18 protein-coding genes are annotated in these 22,878 nt (G+C 69.9%); 7 read left to right on the top strand and 11 right to left on the bottom strand.

The window, feature by feature from the left end; all coding sequences use genetic code 11:
• Positions 1-39 precede the first annotated feature (39 nt).
• A complete protein-coding gene (pyrE, locus tag IPN02_01995) occupies positions 40-582 on the top strand; it encodes an orotate phosphoribosyltransferase (GenBank protein MBK9295651.1) in 543 nt (180 codons plus the stop codon).
• A 201-nt stretch (positions 583-783) separates the two neighbouring features.
• Here pyrE and IPN02_01990 read toward each other — a convergent pair whose 3' ends face one another.
• The 6 genes from IPN02_01990 to mftA form a co-directional block, all read right to left on the bottom strand.
• Entirely contained in the window at positions 784-2,730 is a 1,947-nt protein-coding gene (locus tag IPN02_01990; GenBank protein ID MBK9295650.1) for a mycofactocin system FadH/OYE family oxidoreductase 2, read from the bottom strand.
• Positions 2,731-2,863: 133 nt separating this feature from the next.
• A complete protein-coding gene (locus IPN02_01985; GenBank protein ID MBK9295649.1) occupies positions 2,864-4,837 on the bottom strand; it encodes a mycofactocin system FadH/OYE family oxidoreductase 1 in 1,974 nt (657 codons plus the stop codon).
• 136 nt (positions 4,838-4,973) lie between these two features.
• Entirely contained in the window at positions 4,974-5,648 is a 675-nt protein-coding gene (locus IPN02_01980; protein ID MBK9295648.1) for an O-methyltransferase, read from the bottom strand.
• Between the two features lie 191 nt (positions 5,649-5,839).
• Positions 5,840-7,036: a mycofactocin radical SAM maturase gene (mftC, locus tag IPN02_01975; protein MBK9295647.1), complete on the bottom strand. Its 1,197-nt coding sequence runs from the start codon at positions 7,034-7,036 to the stop codon at positions 5,840-5,842.
• A 13-nt stretch (positions 7,037-7,049) separates the two neighbouring features.
• The gene (mftB, locus tag IPN02_01970) at positions 7,050-7,427 is read right to left on the bottom strand and encodes a mycofactocin biosynthesis chaperone MftB (GenBank protein MBK9295646.1); all 378 of its coding nucleotides are present in this window, start codon (positions 7,425-7,427) and stop codon (positions 7,050-7,052) included.
• The gene (gene mftA, locus IPN02_01965) at positions 7,427-7,525 is read right to left on the bottom strand and encodes a mycofactocin precursor (GenBank protein MBK9295645.1); all 99 of its coding nucleotides are present in this window, start codon (positions 7,523-7,525) and stop codon (positions 7,427-7,429) included. Before mftA ends, mftB begins: the two co-directional genes overlap by 1 nt.
• Before the next feature lie 281 nt (positions 7,526-7,806).
• Between mftA and IPN02_01960 the strand changes: the two genes are divergently transcribed.
• Genes IPN02_01960 through IPN02_01950 form a run of 3 tightly spaced genes read left to right on the top strand, consistent with a single transcriptional unit; the run spans position 7,807 to position 10,928 of the window.
• Positions 7,807-8,925: an NDMA-dependent alcohol dehydrogenase gene (locus tag IPN02_01960; protein MBK9295644.1), complete on the top strand. Its 1,119-nt coding sequence runs from the start codon at positions 7,807-7,809 to the stop codon at positions 8,923-8,925.
• Positions 8,926-8,931: 6 nt separating this feature from the next.
• The gene (locus IPN02_01955) at positions 8,932-10,002 is read left to right on the top strand and encodes a MoxR family ATPase (protein ID MBK9295643.1); all 1,071 of its coding nucleotides are present in this window, start codon (positions 8,932-8,934) and stop codon (positions 10,000-10,002) included.
• A gap of 29 nt (positions 10,003-10,031) precedes the next feature.
• Positions 10,032-10,928, top strand: a complete 897-nt coding sequence (locus IPN02_01950; GenBank protein ID MBK9295642.1) for a VWA domain-containing protein — start codon at positions 10,032-10,034, stop codon at positions 10,926-10,928.
• 13 nt (positions 10,929-10,941) lie between these two features.
• Here IPN02_01950 and IPN02_01945 read toward each other — a convergent pair whose 3' ends face one another.
• Entirely contained in the window at positions 10,942-12,219 is a 1,278-nt protein-coding gene (locus tag IPN02_01945) for an alpha/beta hydrolase (GenBank protein MBK9295641.1), read from the bottom strand.
• Positions 12,220-12,431: 212 nt separating this feature from the next.
• Here IPN02_01945 and IPN02_01940 point away from each other — a divergent pair, with 212 nt between their 5' ends.
• From IPN02_01940 to IPN02_01930, 3 genes are all read left to right on the top strand, one after another.
• Positions 12,432-14,201, top strand: a complete 1,770-nt coding sequence (locus IPN02_01940; GenBank protein ID MBK9295640.1) for a wax ester/triacylglycerol synthase family O-acyltransferase — start codon at positions 12,432-12,434, stop codon at positions 14,199-14,201.
• A 470-nt stretch (positions 14,202-14,671) separates the two neighbouring features.
• A complete protein-coding gene (locus IPN02_01935) occupies positions 14,672-17,251 on the top strand; it encodes a M1 family metallopeptidase (GenBank protein MBK9295639.1) in 2,580 nt (859 codons plus the stop codon).
• Between the two features lie 102 nt (positions 17,252-17,353).
• On the top strand, positions 17,354-18,586 hold the full coding sequence (locus IPN02_01930) for a metallophosphoesterase (protein ID MBK9295638.1): 1,233 nt from the start codon (positions 17,354-17,356) through the stop codon (positions 18,584-18,586).
• Between the two features lie 35 nt (positions 18,587-18,621).
• Here IPN02_01930 and IPN02_01925 read toward each other — a convergent pair whose 3' ends face one another.
• The 4 genes from IPN02_01925 to IPN02_01910 all read right to left on the bottom strand — a co-directional run bounded on the left by IPN02_01925 (position 18,622) and on the right by IPN02_01910 (position 22,607).
• Positions 18,622-19,281, bottom strand: a complete 660-nt coding sequence (locus IPN02_01925; protein ID MBK9295637.1) for a lysoplasmalogenase — start codon at positions 19,279-19,281, stop codon at positions 18,622-18,624.
• A gap of 119 nt (positions 19,282-19,400) precedes the next feature.
• The gene (locus IPN02_01920) at positions 19,401-20,702 is read right to left on the bottom strand and encodes an FAD-dependent oxidoreductase (protein MBK9295636.1); all 1,302 of its coding nucleotides are present in this window, start codon (positions 20,700-20,702) and stop codon (positions 19,401-19,403) included.
• 141 nt (positions 20,703-20,843) lie between these two features.
• The gene (locus IPN02_01915; protein MBK9295635.1) at positions 20,844-21,035 is read right to left on the bottom strand and encodes a ferredoxin; all 192 of its coding nucleotides are present in this window, start codon (positions 21,033-21,035) and stop codon (positions 20,844-20,846) included.
• A 153-nt stretch (positions 21,036-21,188) separates the two neighbouring features.
• Complete coding sequence (locus IPN02_01910; GenBank protein ID MBK9295634.1) at positions 21,189-22,607, bottom strand: hypothetical protein; 1,419 nt, start codon at positions 22,605-22,607, stop codon at positions 21,189-21,191.
• Positions 22,608-22,878 lie beyond the last annotated feature (271 nt).

The following is a 22,878-nucleotide window of genomic DNA, read 5'->3' as shown; positions in this document are numbered from 1 at the left end:
GTACGGGACCGAGCGTCCCGGACCGTAGAGTTCTCGACCATGCCGATCACCGACGACGCCATCCGGGCCGACCTCGCCCGCCGCATTTACGTCTCCTCGCACCTCACCGGCGAGTTCACGCTTCGCTCCGGCCGCGTGTCGAACGAGTACTTCGACAAGTACCGCTTCGAATCCGACCCGTTGCTTCTCGCCGACGTGGCCGAGGCGATGGCCACGCTGGTGCCCGAGGGCATCGAGGTGTTGGCCGGCCTGGAGATGGGCGGCATCCCGGTGGTCACCGCCCTGGCCCGCGTCACCAGCCTGCCCGCCTGCTTCGTGCGCAAGGAAGCCAAGAAGTACGGCACGGCCAAGTTCGCCGAAGGCGCCGACGTGGACGGCAAGCGGGTGTTGATCGTCGAGGACGTGATCACCTCCGGCGGCCAGGTCGTGCTGTCCACCGCCGACCTGCGGGGCGTCGGTGCGCAGATCAGCGACGTCGTGTGCGTGATCGACCGCTCCGAGGGCGGCACCGAGGCGCTCACCGCCGAGGGGCTGACGCTGGCCTCGGTGGTCAACCGAGCCGATCTGGAAGCCGCCGCCTGACCCGGGTGCCCACACCTCGCGCCCTCACCCGCAACTGCGCCCGCACCCGCAACTCGGGAGCCCAAACAACCGTCTGAGCGCGCTCCGGGCTCCCCACTTCGGGATGGACCCGCAACTCGGGAGCCCAAACAACCGTCTGAGCGCGCTCCGGGCTCCCCACTTCGGGATTGGTTTGAGCGGCGGCGGCCTCGACGTGTCGAGCTAGAGAGCGGCGCCGATGCGTTCGCCATCGACGACCGCAGCGTGGGCCCGGCGGGGTGCGACGGCGTCGCCCACCCGCTGCACGCTGACGCCGGCCTCGAGCAGGTCGAGGTACAGCTCCTCGGCCGGGGCGGGCGGCACGGCCAGGACCAGCCAGTCGACCCTGCGCTCAACCATCGTTCCGGTGGGGTGGTGCTGGAACGAAACCGTGCCGTCGTCCCAGCCCATCGGCGCCAGCTCGGTGGTCTGAACGATCCCCTTAGATTCGGCCCGCATCCACCAGGTCTCCAGGTCGAGCGTGATGCCCAGGTCCTGACCGACGACCATGCCAGGCGTCGCCACCTCCACCTGGCAGCCACGATCGGCCAGCAGCTCGGCCACCGACGTGGCGTGGTGGAAGCCCAGCTCATCGAGCACGAGCACCCGTCCCTCGGGGCTGGCGGCGCCGGTGAGCACGTCGACCACGTCGACGATGCGGTGGTCGTCGCCGGGCGCCCAGAACGGGCGGGCCGGGCGGGACCCCGTGGCGACGACCACCGCATCCGGCCGGCGGGCGATGACCGCTGCGGCGTCTAGTTCCACGCCGGTCTCGATCTCGACGCCCAACCGGGTGGCCTCGGCGAACTGGTTGCGCACCAGGTCCCCGAACTCGGCCCGATTCGGCACCGACGCCGCCAGGCGCACCGCTCCCCCGGTCAGCTCGTGCCGCTCGCACAGCGTCACCCGGTGACCGTTGCGCGCCGCAGCGATGGCAGCCTGAAGCCCGGCCGGGCCTCCGCCGGCGACGAGCACCCGCTTGGTCAGCGTGACCGGCTGGGCATCGCCGACACCCTCAGACTCGCGCCCGGTGCGCGGATTCTCGATGCAGCCCAGCCAGCGGTTGAGGCCCATGCGGCCGACGCACTCCTGGTTACACGACAGGCACAGCCGAACCGACTCCACCTTGCCGGCCCGCGACTTGGCGGCGAAGGCGGCGTCGGCGATCTGGCCCCGCACCACGCCCACCAGGTCGCAATGGCCCTCGGTGAGCGCCCGCTCGGCCTGGAGGGGGTCCTTGAAGCGGCCGACGCCCACCACCGGCAGGTCGACCACCTCGCGCAGCGCCGACGGGATGAACGACGCATACCCGGGCGGGATGTGCATCGACGCCTCGATCATGAACAGCGACGCCGTCGCCACCCCGATCGAGGTGTTGAGGTAGTCGACCGCACCGGTGGCCTCCACCATCTTGGCCACCTCGATTGCATCGTCGATCGTCGTGCCGCCCTCGATCAGCTCGTCGCCGCACAGCCGCACGCCCAGTGCCAGGTCGGGGCCGATGGCGGCGCGGACCGCCACGACCAGCTCGAGCAGCAGGCGGGTGCGGTTGGCCAGCGATCCTCCGTAGCCGTCGGTGCGGCGGTTGGTCGCCGGCGACAGAAACCCGCGCACGATCGAGCTGTGGCTGCACTGCAGCTCGATCCCGTCGAAACCGCCCTCGGCGCAGTTGGCCGCCACCAGTGCGTACCCGGCGATGATCTCCTCGATCTCGGCCTGGTCGACCGCCTTGGGCACCTCGCGGAACAGCGGGTCGGCCACCGCCGAGGGCGCCCACACCGGCAACCGCGTGTACATCGACGACGCCTGACCGCCGTTGTGGTTGATCTGGGCGAAGATCGGCGTGCGGTGGGCGTGCACCGCCTCGGTGATCGCCTTGTACCCCGGGATCACATCGCGGTTGAAGCCGTGGATCAGCTTCTCGTACGGCCAGTCGGTCGGGTGAGTGGAGTGCTCCTCGGTGATGATCAGCCCGGCCCCGCCCTCCGCACGATCGGCGTAGTAGGCGACGTGCTGGGGCGACGGCCGACCATCGACGGCGTAGTTGGTGAGGTGCGCCGAGAACACCACCCGGTTGCGCACGGTCACCGGCCCGAGCCGAAGGGGCGACCACAGCAGACGTTCGGTCATCGGTTCACCGCTTCGCTCGGGACGCGGGTCATCGCGTCTGAATTCCCAACGTCCGGGTTCACAGCGTCCGGGTGCGTCAGGGGTGGGTTCGCAGCTGCCGGGTTCGGCGACCCTGGGTTCGCCGTGCGGACGTTCACTGGTGCCTCAAGGACATGGCCTGCGCCCAGCGTCGACCTTCGAGCACCGCCTGGGCGATCGTGCGGGGGGCGACGCAATCACCGATCCGGGCGACACTGCGATCGACGGCGGCAAAGGCGTCGTCGGGCAGCCGGTGCCCGGCGTCGATCAGGGCGTTGGCGACGATGCGCTCCCGTTCACCCGTGAACTTGTTGTCCACCTCGACGTCCCGCTTGCGCACCTTACGCAGGATACGGCGCCGGTGCATGGTCACCCCCGCTTGGGCCAGGCGGGCGTTGGCCGGGGCCAGATCGCCGGTGCGCGACAGTTCGTTGCCGATGATCTGGTCGCCGGTGATCAGGTGCACGGCCCGCCCCTCCCCGACAAGCAGCTCGGCGATCGACACGGCGATCGGTCCGCCGATCGGGTCCCAGATCGCCACGGGCCCGGGCTCGAGGCCCTCGAGGCGCCCCGCCATCAGCTCGCCGGCCGGGATCACTTCGGCGGTTGACGTGACCTCGTAGCTGCGCTCGCCCGGCTGCGACCCGGTGGCCAGCACGACCCGACCTTCCCCGGCCAGGGCGGCCACCTCGTCGGCGCCCACCCGTCGGCTCAACTCGAAGCCCACCCCCAGCCGACGGCACTCCGACTCCATCCAGTTGACCAGTGCGACCAGCGGTTCCCGGCCGGTCGCCGCCGACCAGTCGGGGACCGCTCCGCCGGCGCGGTCGGCCGCATCGATGACGGTGACCTCGCAGCCGCGCAGTGCCGCCACCCGTGCGGCCTCCAGTCCGGCCGGCCCCGCGCCGATCACGGTCACCTTGGGGGCAGGCGATGGCCGGGTCGAGACGCTCACGAGCTGCCGGGGCGGTTCGACGTCGGTCGTCTCGTGGCCGGAGCGAGGTTCGCCAATGCAGCTGACGATCGGGTTGCGGTTGTCGCGCACCTTGCACAGCTGGTTGCACCTGACGCATGGGCGGATCTGGTCGCTCACACCGGCCGACGCCTTGGCGACCAGGTCGGGGTCGGCGATCTGAGCCCGGGTCATCTCGACCAGGTCGGCCGAGCCGTCGCTCAGCGCGCTGCCTGCCATGTCGACGTCGACAATCGACCCCTGGGCGATCACCGCCACCCGTTCGCCGTGGGCGGCGCTCATTGCGGTGCGCACCGAGGCGCACAGCCCCAGGTTGAAGCCGGCGGGCACGTGGGTGTCGGGCCGGGTGGCGCCGACGGTGTAGATCGACCCCGACACGACGACCAGGTAATCGATCAGCTCGCCCAACTCGGCGGCAAGGGTTGGGGCATCGTCGGGCGTGATGCCCGCCCACGGTGCGTACTCGTCGCAGCTGAGCCGCAGGCCGAGCACACCCTCCGGGCCCTGCGCGGCCCGGATGGCGCCCAGCACGTCGCGCGCGAAGCGGGTGCGGTCGGCCCACTCGTCGCCCCGCTGGTTGGTCAAGCCGGAGAGGAACTGGCGCACCAGCGAGTGCTGTCCGGCATTGACCTCGACACCGTCGAGGCCGGCGGCCCGGGCGTCGGCGGCCGCCGAGCCAAACCCGGCGACGACCGCCTCGATGTCGGCGGCCTCCATCTGCTTGGGCACCTCGCGGGTGTCCACCTCGGGCACCCGGGACGGGGCCCACAGCTCGCGTTGGCTCCAGTGCGAGGTGCCCTGTCCTCCGGAATGCCCGAGCGCAGCCAACACCAGTGCACCGTGGGGACGGCAGGCGTCCGCGACGGCCGACCACCCAGGACCGCACTCCGACGCCAGCGGTGACCGTTCGTAGGGCCAGTCGCTCGGGTGGACAGAGGCCTCCTCGACGACAATCGTTCCTGCCCCGCCCTCGGCTCGTCGTGCGTAGTAGGCGACGTGACGCTCCGAGATCGTGCGGTTGCGACCAAGGTTGGTCTCGTGGGGACCGAACAGGACCCGGTTCGGGGCCGTACGAGGTCCGAGTTCGATCGGGTCGAGGAGGGTCACGCCCCCCATGATCGCCCTTGTTCGCTTCCCGTGGCGAACGCCCGGGCCCACAGGGCGACTAGCTGCTTGTGATGGCAGGGTCGTCTACGGGCCGATGCACACATCCGTGTTGTCACGTCCGGACCAAGGCCGGTCGTGCCGCGGGCTACCGCTTGCGGGCCAGGAGCAGGCCGTCACCGACGTTCACGATCGTGACGTCGACCCGCTCGTCGGCGGCGGCATAGTCGTTGTAGGCCCGGATGGCCCGCGTGTTTCCGTCGTCGGCGCTGGGATCGACCACCCGGCCCGACCACAGCACGTTGTCAACCACGAGCAGCCCCCCGGCGCGGAGGCGGGGCACGATCATGTCGTGGTAACCGATGTAGCCGCCCTTGTCGGCGTCGATGAAGGCCAGGTCGATCGGCTCGTCGGGCAGGTCGGCGAGGGTCGTGGCGGCCGGGCCCAGCCTCAGCTCGATGCGATCGTTCAGGCCTGCAAGCCGCCAGCCTTCCCGGGCGACGGCAGTCCACTCCTCGCTGCGGTCGTGGCACAGCACCCGGCCGCCATCGGCGAGGCCCTCGGCCAGGCACAGCGCCGACAGGCCGGTGAACGTGCCCACCTCGACGATCAGCCTGGCGTCGAGCGTCTGGGCCAGCATCGTGAGCAGCGGCCCCTGCTCGGGTGCGATCTGCATGCCCGAAACGTCAGCCAGCGCCTCGTGGGTGCGCTCGATCATCCACGCCTTGGCGGCGGCCAGCGCGTCGGTCTCCGAAGCGAGGGCCGAGTGGTCCATCACATAGCTGCGCAACTCGTCGGTGAACTCGAACCCCTTGCCGGCCATGACAACCTCCAGTCGTCCCATCAGCCTGCCACGGCGGCTTGCGAGCCCGCCGGGGCCCACGGGCCGGAGCGAGCCCCCGGAGCGTGTCCTGGCCACTCTGGGATGATTACGGGCCGGGGGGTGACCTCCAATCGTCCCAAAGATGGGATAGTGCGGCCCGAGGGTGGAACAAGGCGACCGCCCGGCCAGGCCTACCCCCGGGTGGCGATGCTGACCGGCACGGTGGCGCCAGGCCGGCTGTGATCCTGGCTGGGGCGAGGCGGTGCCGAGGCGCCGACCAGCTGGCCCGAGGCCCGCTTCTGTTCCAGCAGGGTCTCGCCGTGGCCGAGCACGCACTCGGGATCGGGGTCGTCCATCTCGAGGCCGACGAAGAACTTGGAGGCCATGCAGCCGCCCTGGCAGGCGTCGTAGGCGCCGCAGCTGGCGCAGGCGCCGGCCGAGGTGGGCTCGCGCAGCGACGTAAACAGGTCCGAGCCCTTCCACACGCCGGTGAAGCCACCCGCATCGCGCACGTTGCCGGCGAGGAACTCGTCGTGAATCACGAAGGGGCAGGCGTACACGTCGCCGATCGGGTCGATCAGGCACACGACCCGCCCGGCCCCGCACAGGTTCAGCCCCGGCAGTTGCTCGGAGCCCAGGGCGTTGAGGTGGAAGAACGAGTCGCCGGTGAGCACGTCGGGCCGATCGAGCAGCCAGTGGTACAGGTCGCGCTGCTGAGCCTGGGTTGGGTGTAGCTCGTCCCACGTGTCCGCGCCGCGGCCGGAGGGTCGCAGGCGTGTGATGCGCAGCTGGGCGCCGTGCTCGTCGGCGATCGCCCGGAAGTCGTCGAGCTGGTCGACGTTCTGGCGGGTGACGACCACCGAGATCTTGAAGGCGCCAAAGTCGGCGGCCGCCAGGTGGTCCATGGCCGCCCGGGCGGAGGCGAAGCTACCGTCGCCGCGAACGTTGTCGTTGACCGCCTCGGTGGCGCCGTCGATCGACACCTGGATGTCGAGGTAGTCCATGCTGGCCAATCGCCGGGCGGCCGACGCGTCGATGTAGGTGCCGTTGGTCGAGAACTTGACGCCCACTTGGTGGTCGGTCGAGTAGTTGACGATGTCGAAGAAGTCGCGCCGCAGCATCGGCTCGCCGCCGCCGAGGTTGACGTAGAACACGCCGAGGCGCTGCAGCTCGTCGACAACGCCGAAGCACTCCTCGGTGCTCAGCTCCGCCGGGTTGCGGCGGCCCGATGAGCTCAGGCAGTGCCGACACGCCAGGTTGCAGGCGTACGTCAGCTCCCAGGTGAGGCAGATCGGTGCCTCCAGGCCGGACTTGAAGTCGTCGGTGAGGCTGCGCGTGGCCGACGGCGGCTGGTCGGCGACGGCCGGCGCGCTGCGGCCGAGGGTCATTGGGACGGTCAGGTCACTCATCGGATTCCCCACTCGGTTGAACTTCATTGGATGCGGGACGCCTGACCACCATGTCCGAAGCGGCCAGCGTGGTCAGTGCGCGCTGGAACGACGGCCAGCGGGCCTCGGCAACGCCGGCAGTACGGAGTGCCTCGGCGACGGTATCGGCATCGGCCAGTCCCTCGGCGACGCGGACCAGATCCGGGTGCCGAAGGAACGACAGCCGACGATTGCCGAAGTGATAGGCCAGTGCCCCAAAACGTTCGGGACGCAGCGATACACGAGGGTTGAGTGCCCAGGCGTCGTCGAGATCGACCTCGGTCTCGACGCCAGGGTCAGCGTCGGCGTCCCCAGCGACATCAACACCAACCTCAACGGAGTCGGCGGGGATCAGTACACCCCGCACATGCCGTCGATGGAGACTTCCTCCACCAACAGCTCGTCCTCGACCAGCGGCGCCGCTGCGCCGTCGATCGAGGCCTCCGCCACTGTGTCGGGGGCGGTGTGACCCGCAGACTGCTCGGTCGGCGTCATCGTTTCTGGGGCCACGGTGTCTCCCGGTCATCGTCGGCGGGTACCAGCCCCGCTGCGTCGGTTGCTTCGGGCCACTCTATCGGCGGCCCATCGGTGCAGCCCCACAGCGGTCGGCATCGAGCGAGACCTGAGGGTGGAAACTGTCACGCGTGTCACGAGCCGCAGCCGTGTGGGCTAAAACTGTCGCTGGCGGTCGCCGAGCGGGCGGCCTCAGAGAAGAATCCCAAGGGGGACCTATGAAGACTCGTGCTGCGGTGCTGTGGGGCGTTGGCGAGGAGTGGAAGATCGAAGAGGTCACGCTGGATGACCCGCGCGGCCGAGAGGTGTTGGTGAAGACCAAGGCCGCCGGCATGTGCCACTCCGACGAGCACGTGGTCACCGGCGACATGCCGGCACCGCACTTCCCCCTGATCGGCGGGCACGAGGGCTCGGGCATCGTCGAGGCGGTTGGGCCCGAGGTCACCCGCGTGGCCGTCGGCGACCACGTGTCGATGTCGTTCATCCCGTCATGCGGCAAGTGCCCGTCGTGCATCAAGGGCCAGAGCTTCCTGTGCGACGAGGGCGCCAAGCTGTTCAACCTCGGCATGCCCGGCGACGACCGCGTGGCGCACCACATCGGTGACGTCCCGGCGGCCCGCATGACGCAGCTCGGCAGCTTCGCCGAGCACATGTTGTTGTCCGAGGACGGGGTGGTCAAGGTGGCCGAGGACCTTCCCTTCCCGCAGGTGGCCCTGGTCAGCTGCGGCGTCGCCACCGGCTACGGATCGGTCGTCGATCGCGCCGGCACCAAGGCGGGTGACACCGTCGTGGTCATCGGCGCCGGCGGCGTCGGCATGAACTCGGTCCAGGGCGCAGCGATCGCCGGCGCCCAACGCGTCGTCGTGATCGACCCGGAGGAGTTCAAGCGCGAGCAGGCGATGGAGTTTGGCGCCACCCACACCTACGCCTCGGTCGACGAGGCCATGGGCGCCCTCGGCGAGATGACCTGGGGCCAGATGGCCGACCAGACGATCATCACCGTGGGCGTGATGAAGGGCGACCTGTTGGAGCCCGCCATGAACCTCACCGGCAAGGGCGGCACCGTGGTGGTCACCGCCGTCGCCCCCATGATCGATGAGGATGCGAAGCTCAACATGTTCATGCTGTCCATGATGAACAAGGAGATCAAGGGCACCGTCTTCGGTTCGGCCAACCCCCGCAACCAGATCCCCAACCTGCTCGCCATGTACCAGGCGGGCAAGCTGAAGCTGGACGAGCTGATCACCAACACCTACACCCTGGACGAGATCAACCAGGGCTACGACGACATGCGAAACGGCAAGAACATCCGTGGCGTCATCGTCTTCGACGACTAGGCGCCGATGACCGAGTTCCCCCCGCTGCGCCCGATCGAGGGGGGCGCCGACCCATCCTCGGGCCGCTTCGACGCCGCACTGCTCGACCGTCTCGACGGTCGAGTGGTGGGGCGGCGCCGCGAGCTCGAGGTGGTTGTCGCCTCGCTGGCCGGCTCCCGGCACCTGTTGCTGGAGGGGCCGCCCGGCACCGGCAAGTCCACCCTGCTGCGCGCCGTCGCCGACGAGGCGGGCCTGGGGTTCGAGTTCTCCGAGGGCAACGCCGAGCTGACCCCGGCCCGGCTGATCGGCACATTCGATCCTTCCCGCGTGCTCGACGAGGGCTACGCACCCGAGGTCTTTCTCGATGGGCCACTGGCCCGTGCGCTGCAGGCCGGATCGCTGCTCTACATCGAGGAGATCAACCGGCTTCCGGAAGAGACCCTCAACGTGCTGATCACCGTCATGAGCGAGGGCGAGCTGCACGTCTCGCGTCTGGGCATGATCCCCGCCTCCCCGGGCTTCCGTCTGGTGGCGGCGATGAACCCGCACGACACCGTGGGCACCGCCCGCATTTCGTCCGCGGTGTACGACCGCTGCGTGCGGGTGGCCGTCGGCTACCAGGACGCCGACGCCGAAGCGCAGATCGTCACCCGGGAGGCGGCGGCCGTGGCCTCCGACCTCGAGCAGCTGATCGCCGCCGAGCGGAAACTGCTCGACGGCGCGGTGGCGGTGGTTCGCGCCACCCGCAACCATCCCGAGCTGCGTAGCGGGTCGTCGGTGCGAGGCTCGATCGACCTGTTGATCGTGGCCGGCGAACTCGCCAAGCTGCGCGGCCGTCCGATCACGTCCGCCGACATCACCTTGGACGCAACGCTGTCGGCCTTGTCCGGGCGCATCCGCCTGGTCGAGGGTGCGGGCCGCAGCGCCGAGGAACTACTCGAAGAGCTGTGGGCGACCCACTTGGCCCATCTGTCCCCCGAGGATCGAGAGATCGCATCCGGCGACAGCGCCGACGGATCGCCCGGCGAACCGGACGAAGGGCATGAGGGCGATGCACCAAAACGCCCGGCCCCGGAGGGGGCGGCAGCGAAGGCCTGATCCGCGAGGGTGCCGAGGCCACCGAGGCGGTGGCCGACGCCGCGCGCCGAACAACCGGCCGGGCCGAGCTGTCCGGTCGGCATGGCTTCCTCGAGGTGAGCCCGGAGGTCGGGGTGCTCGACGAGGACGCCTTCGACGACCTGCTCGCCGACGACCCCGACGCCGCCCTCGGCCTGCTCGCCGACCTGGTCGGCGCCACCGACCCATCACTGCGAGCGCTGGCGGCAAGCCTGGCCGGGCGCATCACAACCGAGGTGGCGCGATCGGGCCCGGCCCCCCGCCCGGGACGCGGGGTGGGCCGACTGACCCGGCGACGGGCGTCGCAGGCCGACGGCGAGCTGGACCTCGACGCCTCGATGGACGCCGTCATCGCCGGTCGGGCGCTGGGCCTGGCGCCGTCGGCCGACGAGCTGACCGTGGCGGCCTGGGAGCGCCCGGGCATCGCCCTGTGCCTGGTGGTCGATCGGTCCGGTTCGATGCTGGGCCCCCGCCTGGCCACCGCCGCCGTCGTCGCGTCGGCGATCGTGCTCAGCCGCCCGGCCGATGCGTCGGTGCTGGCGGTGGCGAGGGAGGCCCTCGTGCTCCGCTCCCAAGGTTCGGATCGCTCGGCTGAGCAGGTGGTCGGCGACCTGCTCGTGCTGCGAGGGCACGGTGTCACCGACCTGTCGCTGGCACTCGACGCCGCAGCGGTGCAGCTCGCCCGGTCGAACGCCCGCCGCAAGGTGTGCGTTCTGTTGTCGGATTGCCGATCGACGGCCGGGCCGCCCCCAGCCGAGGCCGCAAGGCGGCTCGACGAGCTGGCCATCCTGGTCCCTGCCGATGACAGCGCCGACGCCGAGGCACTCGGCCAATCGACCGGCGCCCGCCTCGTGCCGCTCGACGGGCCCCTCGACGCAGCTGCGGCCGTGCAGCGGGCGCTCGCCTGAGCTCGGCGCGGCGCTAGCCGGCGTCGGCCAGGGCCTCCTCCGTGCTCTCGCCCTCGCCGACCGCCATCACCGTGTCGCCCGTGGCGTCGCGGAACCGCAGCACGGCGGCGTCGAGGAACTTTTCCACCCAGTTCAGCGTGCGGCGGGTGCGGGGTGACACGAAGATGTCGAACGCGTGCTGGGCGCCTTCGAGCTCGACGTAGATCACCGGCTCGTCCGATGCGGCCCGCAGCTCCTGGGCGAAGGTGCGGGCGCCCGCAGCCGGCACCAGCACGTCGATCGAACCCTGGATGACGAGGAACGGCGGAGCATCGGCGTGCACCCGCTCGATCGGCGAGTAGGCACGGTGCAGCTCGGGGTCCTCGGCCAGCGAGCCGGGAAACATGAAGCGGTCGAGCACCTCGAGCATCTCCTTGGAGTTCTCGGTCAGGTCGTACACCCCGTAAAAGGGGACCGCCGCCTGCACCGAGCAGTCGGCTTCCTCGAAACCGGGCTGGAGCGACATGTCGTCGCTGGTGAGCGCAGCCAGCGCGGCCAGATGCCCGCCGGCCGACCCGCCGGAGATGGCGATGAAGTCGGGGTCGGCGCCGTAGTCCTCGGCGTGCTCGCGCACCCACGCGATCGCCCGCTTGACGTCGATCACGTGATCGGGCGCCTTCACCTTGGGGCTGAGCCGGTAGTTGACGTTGAACCCGACGTACCCGTTGGCCGCCAGATGGTTGAGCATCGGGACGCCCTGCTCGCGCTTGTCGCCGATCACCCAGGCACCGCCGTGCACATAGATCACGCACGGACGGGTCACCCCCTCGGGCGGCGGCTCCTGCGGCTCGTACACGTCGAGGCGCAGCTTGACCCCGTCGACCTCCGCGAAGACGACGTCCTTCTGACGGCGCCGCTTCTTCGACCCCGAGAAGAAGGGCAGCAGGTCGCCCTTCGGGTCGGCGGGCACGAAGTCCGGCATCCCGTCCAGGCCATCGAGGTCGGCGTAGTCGCCGAAGCCCTGCTCGAAGGCCAGGCCGGCCTTGGTCGCCTGGCGCCACTGGAACAGGCTCACCCCGGCCGCAGCCGCACGCAATCCCACCGCCACTCGCCCCTTGGCCGAACCCAGCCCGCCCTTGCGAGCGAAGTTGGCGGTGTCCAGGGCGTCCGCGAGCAGCAGGGGGGCACCGAGTTCGGTGGTGAACCAGCTGGCGAAGAAGGAGGGTGCGGTCAGGAGCCGGCTGTTGCCTCGGGGCGCCAACGCATTGGCTCCCAAGACCGCACGGCCGAGCGATCGGGTGAAGTAACTCATCGCGCTCAGCCTAAGCATCCGGCGCCGACGACGGGCGAGCGCACCCTTCGACGACCGGCGACGACCACCGGGCACAACCGTCGACGGCGGCGCCAAACGGCCAGAGACCGAAGGCGGCACACTGCGCTCGCTCATGAAAGGATGCTGACCCATGCGACAATGACAGCTCTTCGCGGGCCTCGGCTTCGAGGTCACGACACCAGGGGGACACCATGGAACGTCTGTCGGGGATCGACGCCGCCTTCACGTACCTCGAAACGCCCAACGCCCACATGCACGTGGCGATGACGGCGATCCTCGATACCGAGACCATGCCCGGCGGCTACTCCTTCGAGGCCATCCGTCAGCTGGTCCTCGAGCGCATGCACCTGGTCGCTCCTTTTCGACGCCGGTTGGTGAACGTCCCGTTCAACCTCAACCATCCGATCTGGATCGAGGACCCCGACTTCGACATCGACTTCCACGTTCATCGCGTGGACGCTCCAGCTCCCGGAGGCCGTCGGGAGCTGGCCGAACTCGCAGCCCGCATCGCATCGGTCCCGCTCGACCGTCGACGCCCGCTGTGGGAGATCTGGGTGATCGAGGGCCTCAAGCACGACCGGATCGGGGTGGTCACCAAGGTGCACCACTCGGCGGTCGACGGCGCCAGCGGCACCGAGATCATGACGACGCTCTACGACATGGTTGCCGAGGGTGCAGACGTCACCCCGCCCGAGCCTCACGAGCCCGAGCACATTCCCAACGAGTGGGAGCTGATCGGCTACGCCATGTCGTCGCGTCTGAAGCGGTGGATGGACATGCCGGCTCTGCTCGGCCGGACGGTTGGCAACCTGAGCAACGTGGTCAGCAGCCGCCTGTCGGATGACCCGGCGCCTCACGGTGCGCTTCCGTTGACCGCCCCGCCCACCCCCTTCAATTCGGCGATCTCACCTCATCGGCTGGTCGCCTTTGCGCGCGTGCCCTTGGCGGGGGTCAAGGAGATCAAGGAAGCGTTCGGGGTCAAGGTCAACGACGTGGTGCTGGCGATCATGTCGGGCACGTTGCGCAAGTACCTGGACGATCGAGGCGACCTGCCCGAGGACTCCCTGGTCGCATGCATCCCGGTCTCGGTGCGCACCGAGGAGGAGAAGGGCAGCGCCAACAACCGGGTGTCGGCCATGTTCGCCCACCTGGCCACCCAGGAGCCGGATCCTTCGGAGCGTTTGCGTCTGATCGCCGAATCGACCCGGGGTGCCAAGGAGGAGCACAACGCGTTGGGCGCCCGCCTGATGACCGACTGGGGCGAGTACGCCGCGCCCCGGACCTTCCATCTGGCCTCCCGTCTGTACAGCCAGATCGGCATGGCCAACATGCATCGTCCGATCCACAACCTGGTGATCTCCAACGTGCCGGGCCCGTCGTTCCCGCTGTACTTCGCCGGGGCCAAGCTGATCGCCGCCTACCCGATGGGGCCGATCATGGAGGGTGCCGGCATCAACGTCACCGTGCTGTCCTATGAGGACAACATCGACGTCGGGTTCATGGTCGACCGGGAGCTGACCCCCGACGTGTGGGACCTGGCCGCCGCCGTCGAAGCGGCCTACGACGAATTGCTGGCCGCTGCACGCGCCAAGACGGGGACGGCGGTACCGGCCGAGGATGCGACGGCCGAGAAGGCCCCAGAAAAGACGTCGACCGACGGGCCTGCGACGGCCACGACAACGGCGTCCCGGAAAGCCACGGCCAAGAAGGCACCCGTCAACAAGGCAACCAAGAAAGCTGCGGCCAAAAAGGCGACGGGGAACAAGACACCGACCCGGAAATCAGCGACCAAGAAGGCTCCCGCCAAGAAGGCGACGATGCGTAAAACGGCCGCAAAGAAGGCACCGGCAAGAAAGACGGCCTCTTCAAAGAAGGCGGCACCTCGGAAGCCATCCAACACCCGCGTGACCGAGCGCGGCGCCACCGTGCGGACCGCCCGCAAGAAGCCGGCTTCGCCCTGAGGGACTGCTTCGAGCGCTGATCGACGCAGTCGCCGCACCGGTGGTGACGCCCGAGCGGCGGGCCCGCGCTCCGCTGAGGCCGTGGACCTAGACCTATCCCCGAAGGTGCGAGGCGTCGGCCACCCGCTCGATCCCTAGAGCGAAGGCCGCCTCTCGCATCGTCACCCCACGGTGTTCGGCCTTGGCGATCGCCCCCCCCCCCCCCCCCCCCCCCCCCCCCCCCCCCCCCCCCCCCCCCCCCCCCCCCCCCCCCCCCCCCCCCCCCCCCCCCCCCCCCCCGCCCCTCGCCGCCCCGCGGGATGATCAACCGGCTCGCCGGGCGCGGACACTCACCTGCGGCGGGGTGAGCGGCGCAGCGGTGTCGCGTAGGTTGAACCGCTCGGCAATCGCCGCCCGCCGGAGCCGAATCGTCCCGGTCATCGATCGTCACCCTCTCGCAACCACCCGCCTCTGTCCCGCAAGGAGCCCCCATGTCCGAGTCCGCATTCCGTCTTTCCCGGGCGATCACGCCATCGCATTATCGCCTGAAGATCTCACCTGACCTGGACGCGGCCACCTTCGACGGGACGGTGTCGATCGACGCCGAAACGACCGAAGGGACCGACTCGATCACGATCCACGCCGTCGACCTGACGATCACCAGCGCCGACATCAGCCAGGGCGGTACCACCCAAGCGGCCGACGTGAGCATCGACGCGGACACCGAAACGGTGACGTTGCGCGTCGCCGAAGCCCTCAACCCGGGCGCGCTGGAGGTCAACCTCGCCTGGAACGCCGACATCAGCGACGGGCTGGTCGGCTTCTACCGATCCACCTACACCGCTGCCGATGGCACCACGGCGACGCTGGCCGCCACCCAGTTCGAGGCCCCCCACGCCCGCCGGGCGTTCCCGTGCTTCGACGAGCCCGACATGAAAGCGACGTTCGGCGTGACGCTGCTCGTCGACCCCGATCACCTGGCCGTCGCCAACAGCGCCGAGGTCGAACGCTCGGAGCGGGACGACGGCCAAGTGCTGGTGCGGTTCGCCGACACGATGAAGATGAGCACGTACCTGGTGGCGTGGGTGGTCGGCCCGCTCAAGGCCACCGAGGCGACGATGGTCGGTGACACCCCCGTGCGCGTCGTGCACCAGCCGGGCCAGGCGCACCTCACCACCTTTGCGCTCGAGACCGCCGAGCATGCGCTGGTGTACTTCGAGAACTACTACGGCATCGCCTACCCCGGCGACAAGCTGGACCTGGTGGCGCTCCCCGACTTCGCCTTCGGGGCGATGGAGAACCTGGGATGCGTCACCTTCCGCGAGGTGCTGTTGCTGGTCGACCCCGAGCGGGCCACCCGCGCCGAGCAGCGCCGCCTGGCCACGGTGATCAACCACGAGCTCGCCCACATGTGGTTTGGCGACCTGGTGACGATGGCCTGGTGGGAGGGCCTGTGGCTCAACGAGGCGTTTGCCACCTTCATGGAGATGCGCTGCACCGATGACTTCCGTCCCGAGTGGGAGGTGTGGGCCGAGTTCGGGCTGGAGCGCTCCGCCGCTTTCACGGTCGACGCGCTCAGCACGACCCGACCGATCGAGTTCGAGGTGCACACCCCGGCCGACGCCGAGGGAATGTTCGACGTGCTCACCTACGAAAAAGGCGCCTCGGTCCTGCGGATGCTGGAGCAGTTCCTGGGCGAGGACACCTTCCGGGATGGCATCCGCTCCTATTTGACCGCGCACTCCTATGCCAACACGGTCACCCACGACCTGTGGGACGCACTCGAGTCGGTGTCCGACGCCCCGGTCGGGCGGATCATGGACGCCTGGATCCTGGCCGGTGGTCACCCGGTGTTGAACGTGGAGCGCAACGGCGCAGAACTGGCCTTGACCCAGCAGCGGGCCGTGCCGCTGGGGGCCGGCGAGGTCGAAGATCGCAGCTGGCCGATCCCGGCCCGCGTGGCGGTCGGCGCCAACGGCACGAGGACCGTGCTCGAAGCGCTCGTCGAGCCGTCACCCGGCAACGACGGCGCCACGGTGCTGTCCCTCCCAGCCGATGTGGACTGGGTGATGGGCAACGCCTCGGGTAACGGCTTTTGGCGTACCCACCACGGCGGCGAACTGTTCGCCGGCCTGCTGGGGTCGGTCGATCAGCTGGAGCCGATCGAGCGCTACCTGCTGGTCGACGACACCTGGGCCGACCTGCTGGCCGGCCGGGTGGAGCTCGAACGGGTCCTCCAGGTGAGCGAGGCTCTGTCGGGGGACGACCATCCGGCGGTGTGGCGGCGCCTCGGTCAAGTGCTCAGCGGCCTGCGCCGGCTGGTCGATCCTGCCGATCTCGATGACTACCGGGGCTGGGTCCGCCAACTGTCCACCCCGGCCCTCGCCTTCGCCGCCGAACGGGTCGACGGCGCCGATGCCGCCGGCCGGGACCTGCACGCCGTGCTGTTCGGCATCGCCGGGGTGGCTGGGGCCGATCCCAGCACCCGGCGAGCCGCACGGGATCTGCTCGCGCAGAAGGCCGGCGCGGTCGACGCCGACCTGCTCGCCTCAGCCACCGGCGTGGTCGCCGCCGACGCCACCGCCGCCGAGCACGCCGACCTGCTCGAGCGTTGGCGGGCGGCCGAGAACCCCCAGGAGGAGGTGCGGTATCTGTATGCCCTGGTCGATACGCCCTCGCAGGAGGACTTCGAGGTCTCCCTGGACCTGGTCGCGAACGAAGTGCGTACCCAGAATGCCCCCTACGTGCTCATGCGGGCCTTGAGCCACCCGACGCTGGGGGCGGTTGCCTGGCGCTACCTCATCGACCGGTGGGATGACATCACCGAGCGGTTCCCGACCAACTCGCTCCCCCGCATGCTGGAGGGCATCCGCTGGTTGACCGACGACGCTGTGGCCGATCCCGAGGCCAAGGCCGGGGCGCCGAGGTTCCTGGCCGCCCACCCCCTCGGTTCGGGCGATCAACTGGTGCGACAGAGCCTGGAACTCCAGGCGGTGCACCGGGCGCTGGTCGAGCGGGCACGCCCATCGATCGGCCCGCTGATCGCAGAGCGCTCCCCCAGCGGTGGGTGAGCTGATCCACTGCCGCCACAGCCGATGATGAGGCCAACGGCTCGCACCGAGGTACCCGGAGCACGACCAGCGCTGGGCCCGACCGGGCTGAGGCGTGGTCCGATGGTGTTCGCCGTCGAGGACACCACCGCCCAGCTGACCTGGCTGGGCTCACTCCTCCCCGCAGACGCGGGCCGACGGGGCGCCCGACACCATGACACGGCTCCCGCCGCGTCGGTCACCGCTCAAGGCCGGGGCGTTGCGGCCGATGCGACGATCACGGCCCGGGACCTGGCCACCGGGGATGTTCTGGGCTCGCGGCCCTACCTCGACGGAAGCGGTTCGATCGAGCTGGCCGGACTACCACCGGCGAGCACCAGCACCGTCACCCTGGACGTCGATGGCCGTCCGGCCGGGTGCGTACGGCTCACCACGACGGCAACCCTCGGTCCCGAGCTGAGCCGATTCGCCACCCTCTCCGACATCCACCTGGGCCTCGACGCGTTCGGCCTCCGGGGGAAGATCGTCGAGGGCGACCCGGCGACGCCCAGCAGAAGCGACCGGGCAGGGGACAGTGGCGGCCCCATCCACCTCCGGGCCGCCTCCCTGGCGCTCGACCAACTGAACGCCTGGGGCGCCGAGCACCTGTTCATCAAGGGCGACCTGGTCGACCGTTCCACCCCGGCGGCGTGGGCGCTGGCCGGCCGACTGCTCCTCCGGCCGCGCCCTCCGGTGACGGTGATGACCGGCAACCACGAACACAACCATGCCGGTCTCGTCTCGCCGCTCACCGGAGCGGTGTCGGCCGGTATCGATGTGGTCGACCTGGCCCGTCGGGTGGATCTGCCCGGGCTGAGCGTGCTGTGCGTCGACACGATCCGAGCAGGGGTCCACGGCGGCCGGGTGGCCAACACGGTCACCTCCGCCGCACTCGACCTGGCCCGGGCCGCCCCCGGCCCGGTGATGGTCCTGACGCACCATCCCATCGATCGTTTCGATCTGCCAGTGAGCTATCCGCCCGGGGTGCCCAACCGCCAGGGCGCAGCGCTGATCGGTCGATTGGCGAACGAGTGCGAGCTGCTGTTGGTCAGCTCCGGCCACACCCACGCTCACCGCCTCCGCACGATCGCTGGCGTCAGCACCACCGAGGTGGGCTCACCGAAGGACTTCCCTGGGGTGTGGGCCGGTTACTCGGTCGCCGAAGGCGGTGTCCGCCAAGTGCTGCGTCGGGTCGACTCGCCGGACATCAACCACTGGCTCGATCACACCCGATTCGCCCTCGGGGGCATCTGGGGGCGATGGTCGGTCGGCCGCCTGGCCGATCGAAGCCTGCAGGTGCGACGGGGAGCCCGCTGAGCCGGTCGACCGGGACCCGGACGGACGGACGATGATTACCCAGCGGTGGCCAACGCCAGCACCAGGCCAACCTGCCCCAGGTGGTAGGTGACCATCACCACCACTCGGCTGTGAGGGAAGTCGCGCAGGAAGCGGGTCCAGCCGATCACCGAATCGGAGAAGCCGAACAGCAGTGCGCCGACGATACCGACGATGATCCCGGTGCCGAACGACGTCGCGATCATCACCGCTATCACGACGACGTAGGCCATCACCGGCGCAAACAGCCGTCGGTCGGTCGCTCTCGCCCCAGCGATGACGCGGCGCCCAACCGTGACGATCACCAGCACGGCAGCCACCGTTCCGATCACGAGCCAGCCGCCGGACACGCCGAGCAGCACCATGCCGACGACGTACAACACATGGGCCACCAGGAACGATCCAAGCCCGGCGACGAACGACAGCTCGGGGTCCATGGCGGATTCGGGCAGCATGAGGAACACATCGCCGGCCAGGGACAAGATAATGGCGGCCAGATACCACCAGCGCAGCTGACCGCCGGGCAGGTCGAGGGCAAGCACGACGGCGCCCAGCGCCACCATCGTCGCCGGCTTGAGTACGTATTCGAGGGGGCGACGGTCGACGGCGACCGCCACCCAGTCGGCCAGCGCGATCAGCAGCGTCAGGGCCAGCAAAGCGCCGGCAACCGCGGTCATCGGGATCGTCCGAACGTCGAAGGGGTGGTCGGGGTCACGTGCTCGAAGCAGGGCTCGATCGTTGGATTCACGCAGTCACCGAAGGATTTGGGCATCAGGGTCGCAGGCTCATGGGAGGCTCAGCTGCCGAGGGCGTCGACGAGCGTCAACCCATCGGGTCGGTCCATGCGCATCCGAGTGCGCATCACCTTGGCGTTGCGGTTGTAGCCGATGACCGCTTTCACCATCGTGCCGTCGTGGGTGACACCGACCCAAGCCCGATCCTCGGGCGTGCCGTCGACCCACGTGAGGGCGTCGTCGGGGCTCACGTGGCCGGCCAGCTGAAACTTGGAACCGAACTGATCGGACCACAACCAGGGCACCGGCGAGTAGGCCTCGACTCCTGCACGGTCACCCGCCATCAGGCGGGCGCCCACGTAGCTGCCCATCTCGATCGCGTTGTCCCAGTGCTCCACCCGAACGAACGAGCGGGTGCCCTGATGCCACCACCGGGCGAGATCTCCGGCCACCGCGATGCCCGGCGCCGCCATGCAGGTGGCATCGGCGAGCACCCCGTCATCGAGCGTGATCCCCGGCGTGTCGCTCAACCAGCCACTGTTCGGTGCCGCTCCGACGGCGACGAGCACCAGGTCGGCGGCCAGCACCGTGCCATCGCTCAGGCGAGCACCCGCTACCGGGGCGTCGGCGTCGCCGCCCTGAGCGCTGTCCCCGCCCTCAACATCGTCGCCACCCGCCCCGACGAGAGCCTCGACCGACGTGTCGGTGCGCAGGTCGACGCCCGCAGCGATCGCCGCCTCGGCCAGCGCCATGCCGACGGCCGGTGGCAGCACGCGGCTCGCCGGGGTGCTGAACGCCTCGACGACCGTCACCGGAAGGCCAAGCTTCCGGGCCGAGCCGGCCACTTCCAGACCGATGAACCCGGCGCCCACGATCAGCACTCGCTTCGGCGCGACAGCCAGGCCGGCCCTCAGCGCCGCCGCATCCGCGCCGGTTCGCAGCACGTGGACGCCCGCCCGGTCGATCCCGGGGATCGGGGGCCGGCGGGCGGTCGAACCGGTGGCGAGCACCACCGCATCGGCCGAGACGATCGCATCATCGTCGAGCGACAGCGTGCGCGTGGCGACGTCGAGGCGGACCGCACGTCGGCCGAAGCGCAGGTCGACGTCGAGGGCGTCAAGGGCGTCGCTCCCCGGTTGACGGGCCCGTTCCAGCTCCCATTCGCCGGTGAGTACCTGCTTGGACAGGGGCGGCCGGTCGGGAGGCAGGTCGGCCTCCCCTTCGATCATCACGATCTCGCCGTCAAAGCCATGATCCCTCAGGCTGGACGCTGTAGATAAGCCACTCAGGGACGCACCGACGATCGAGACCCGGCGAAGCTCCCCAGTGGGGACGACCGGGTTCACCAGTTGGGGCTGACTCAACGCGGTGCACCCACCGCACACACGTGCGATGGTGTCGACTCCGGCGATCCAGCCAAGACCAGGCCAGCAAGGGTCTGCGGGGGTATCGACTCCGGGGATCCGGCCGAGTACAACCGGACAGCAGCCTTCAGCGGAAGGCCTCTAGTCCTCAAGGCTGATGGCCTGCTTGGGGCAGCGCCTGACCGCCTCTTCCATCTTGGAACGCAGTTCTTCGGGCGGGTTCTCGTCCAGCACGTAGAGGAAGTCGTCGTCGCGCACCTCGAAGACCTCGGGGGCGATGGCCATGCACACCGCGTTCGACTCGCACAGGTCGTAATCAACAACCACCTTCATGGGGCGCTCCTCCCGGACGGGTTTGGGTCGTCGGGCGATTCCGGTGACCCGCCCCGCCATGGTACCCAACCGCCCGTCGCGGTCGGGCCTCGCACCGACGGACTTTCGGCGTCTTCCGGGTACCGGCCCGTGGCCGCCGGCGGTTGGATGAGGTCAGCGCACCTGACGCCAGTCGCCCCCCGGGCTACGGCGGTGGGCCGATTCGGTCCGGGTCACCCCATGGTCCGAGATCACGCGGACCGCTCCGTAGCTGCGACCCTGGTCCGACGCGTCGCTTCGCTCGACGGTCATCGTCAGCTCGCCTTCACGCACCATCCGCTGGAGGGTGGCGGCCACCCGGTGCGGGACGGGGTGGGGCCGGTTGAACTCGTTGAGTGCCGCCTGTGTGTTCGCATCGTCGGCCGACAGCGTGGCCTCGAAGCGCACTTTGGCATCGCTGCGCAGGTCGAAGGTCGGACCGGTGCCGATGTTGAGCGCCCCGAGCAGGGCTGCCGCTCCCCCGCCGGTGGTCTCCAGCGACCACGTACCGCCGCTGACGCCGGCGGGCCCGATCGTGGTCGAAATCAAGCTTTCCCCGTTCAGGTCGACCCCGAGGTCGCCGATGACCTGGGCGGTGGCGCCAGCGCTGACGCTGGCCGTCGTCACCCAGGTGTCGGTCCCCGGGTAATAGCTCGCTCCGCGGGCCACCTCGGCGTCGATGCCAAGACGGTCGACCGCACCGGCAACCCAGGTGTCGGCTGAGCCCCCGACCGAACCGTCAACCTTGGTTGGAGCGTGGGCGATCAGCACGCCAGCGGTGTCGCTGATGACGTCATCGACGATCGCCCGCCCACCGCCCAGCATGACGGCCGGCAGCCCCAACCCGGCGGCGACGGCCCACGGGGGCGGCGCCTCGACATCGCCGAGGGCGGCGAGGTCGGGCACGAGAGCATCGGACATCTCCGACACGAAGCTTCTGGCCGTCGCCTCGTCACCGAAGGAGAACACCAGCTCGTTCGAACCGGTGAGCCCCACACCTGCTCCGGCACTCGCCTCGCCGAGCAAAGCGCCAGTTCTCTGATCGGTGCGCACGCTGACGTCAGCCGAACCGTCCTCCGACACGCTGAGCGTCAGGGTGGCCTCGGCGCGGGCGTCGACCGGCGTGGCGCCGGCCTCGACCCCGATGGTGTGGGTCTCGGTCAGGAGCGTCAGCGGGGGTACCCCAGGGCTGGGGGTGCCGACAGGGGCAGCATCAGCCGGAGCGGTATTCACCGAGGTAGTGCGGACCTCACCAGGCCGTTCCCCGGGGCCGGCCGGAGCATCACCGGAGGCCTGGCGCTGCTCAAGGGCCTGACCCTCCAGCCGGTCGGCCAGTGATCGGAGCCCGCCGACGGCGCTCGCCAGGTTGCGACGCACCCCGTCGGCGAAGGATGCATGAAGGTGCCGGGCGTCGCTGCCCCGCCAGGCGACCGCCGCCAGGCGCTGACGCAACCGGGCCTCCGCCCCCTCGAGCGAGGTGCCGCCGGCGCGGGCAACCACCGCCAGTCGTTGCAGCTCTTCGGGGTCGGCGCCCAACACGTCGTTCGTCGGCACCCCCTCACTTTGAACCCGCCATCGCCACATGGCACCGGGCCTCGCTACCCGGCCCGGTACCATGTGCACTGGGCACCCCACCTACCGGCCACCCTCACGCCCCCGAACCCGGGAGCCCAAACAACCGTCAGAGCGCGCTCCGGACTCCCCAGTTGCCAGCGACCCCCGAACCCGGGAGCCCAAACAACCGCCAGAGCGCGCTCCGGACTCCCCAGTTGCCAGCGACCCCCGAACCCGGGAGCCCAAACAACCGCCAGAAATCGAGAACTGG

Origin of the sequence: Candidatus Microthrix subdominans (assembly GCA_016719385.1) — a bacterium.
GTDB classification, from domain to species: Bacteria; Actinomycetota; Acidimicrobiia; order Acidimicrobiales; family Microtrichaceae; genus Microthrix; species Microthrix subdominans.
The sequence above is the reverse complement of the archived record's forward strand: the minus strand, read 5'-3'. Positions and strand labels throughout refer to the sequence as shown.

Bases quoted from the DNA above. Each gene is read 5' to 3' on its own strand.
- mftC (MBK9295647.1), bottom strand. From the start codon at position 7,036: ATGACCCTCGGCCGCAGCGCGCCGGCCGTCGCCGACCAGCCGCCGTCG.
- IPN02_01985 (MBK9295649.1), bottom strand. From the start codon at position 4,837: ATGGGGGGCGTGACCCTCCTCGACCCGATCGAACTCGGACCTCGTACG.
- IPN02_01960 (MBK9295644.1), top strand. From the start codon at position 7,807: ATGAAGACTCGTGCTGCGGTGCTGTGGGGCGTTGGCGAGGAGTGGAAG.
- IPN02_01955 (MBK9295643.1), top strand. From the start codon at position 8,932: ATGACCGAGTTCCCCCCGCTGCGCCCGATCGAGGGGGGCGCCGACCCA.
- IPN02_01935 (MBK9295639.1), top strand. From the start codon at position 14,672: ATGTCCGAGTCCGCATTCCGTCTTTCCCGGGCGATCACGCCATCGCAT.
- IPN02_01940 (MBK9295640.1), top strand. From the start codon at position 12,432: ATGGAACGTCTGTCGGGGATCGACGCCGCCTTCACGTACCTCGAAACG.
- IPN02_01925 (MBK9295637.1), bottom strand. From the start codon at position 19,281: ATGACCGCGGTTGCCGGCGCTTTGCTGGCCCTGACGCTGCTGATCGCG.
- IPN02_01980 (MBK9295648.1), bottom strand. From the start codon at position 5,648: ATGGCCGGCAAGGGGTTCGAGTTCACCGACGAGTTGCGCAGCTATGTG.
- pyrE (MBK9295651.1), top strand. From the start codon at position 40: ATGCCGATCACCGACGACGCCATCCGGGCCGACCTCGCCCGCCGCATT.
- IPN02_01915 (MBK9295635.1), bottom strand. From the start codon at position 21,035: ATGAAGGTGGTTGTTGATTACGACCTGTGCGAGTCGAACGCGGTGTGC.
- IPN02_01945 (MBK9295641.1), bottom strand. From the start codon at position 12,219: ATGAGTTACTTCACCCGATCGCTCGGCCGTGCGGTCTTGGGAGCCAAT.
- IPN02_01930 (MBK9295638.1), top strand. From the start codon at position 17,354: ATGGTGTTCGCCGTCGAGGACACCACCGCCCAGCTGACCTGGCTGGGC.
- IPN02_01990 (MBK9295650.1), bottom strand. From the start codon at position 2,730: ATGACCGAACGTCTGCTGTGGTCGCCCCTTCGGCTCGGGCCGGTGACC.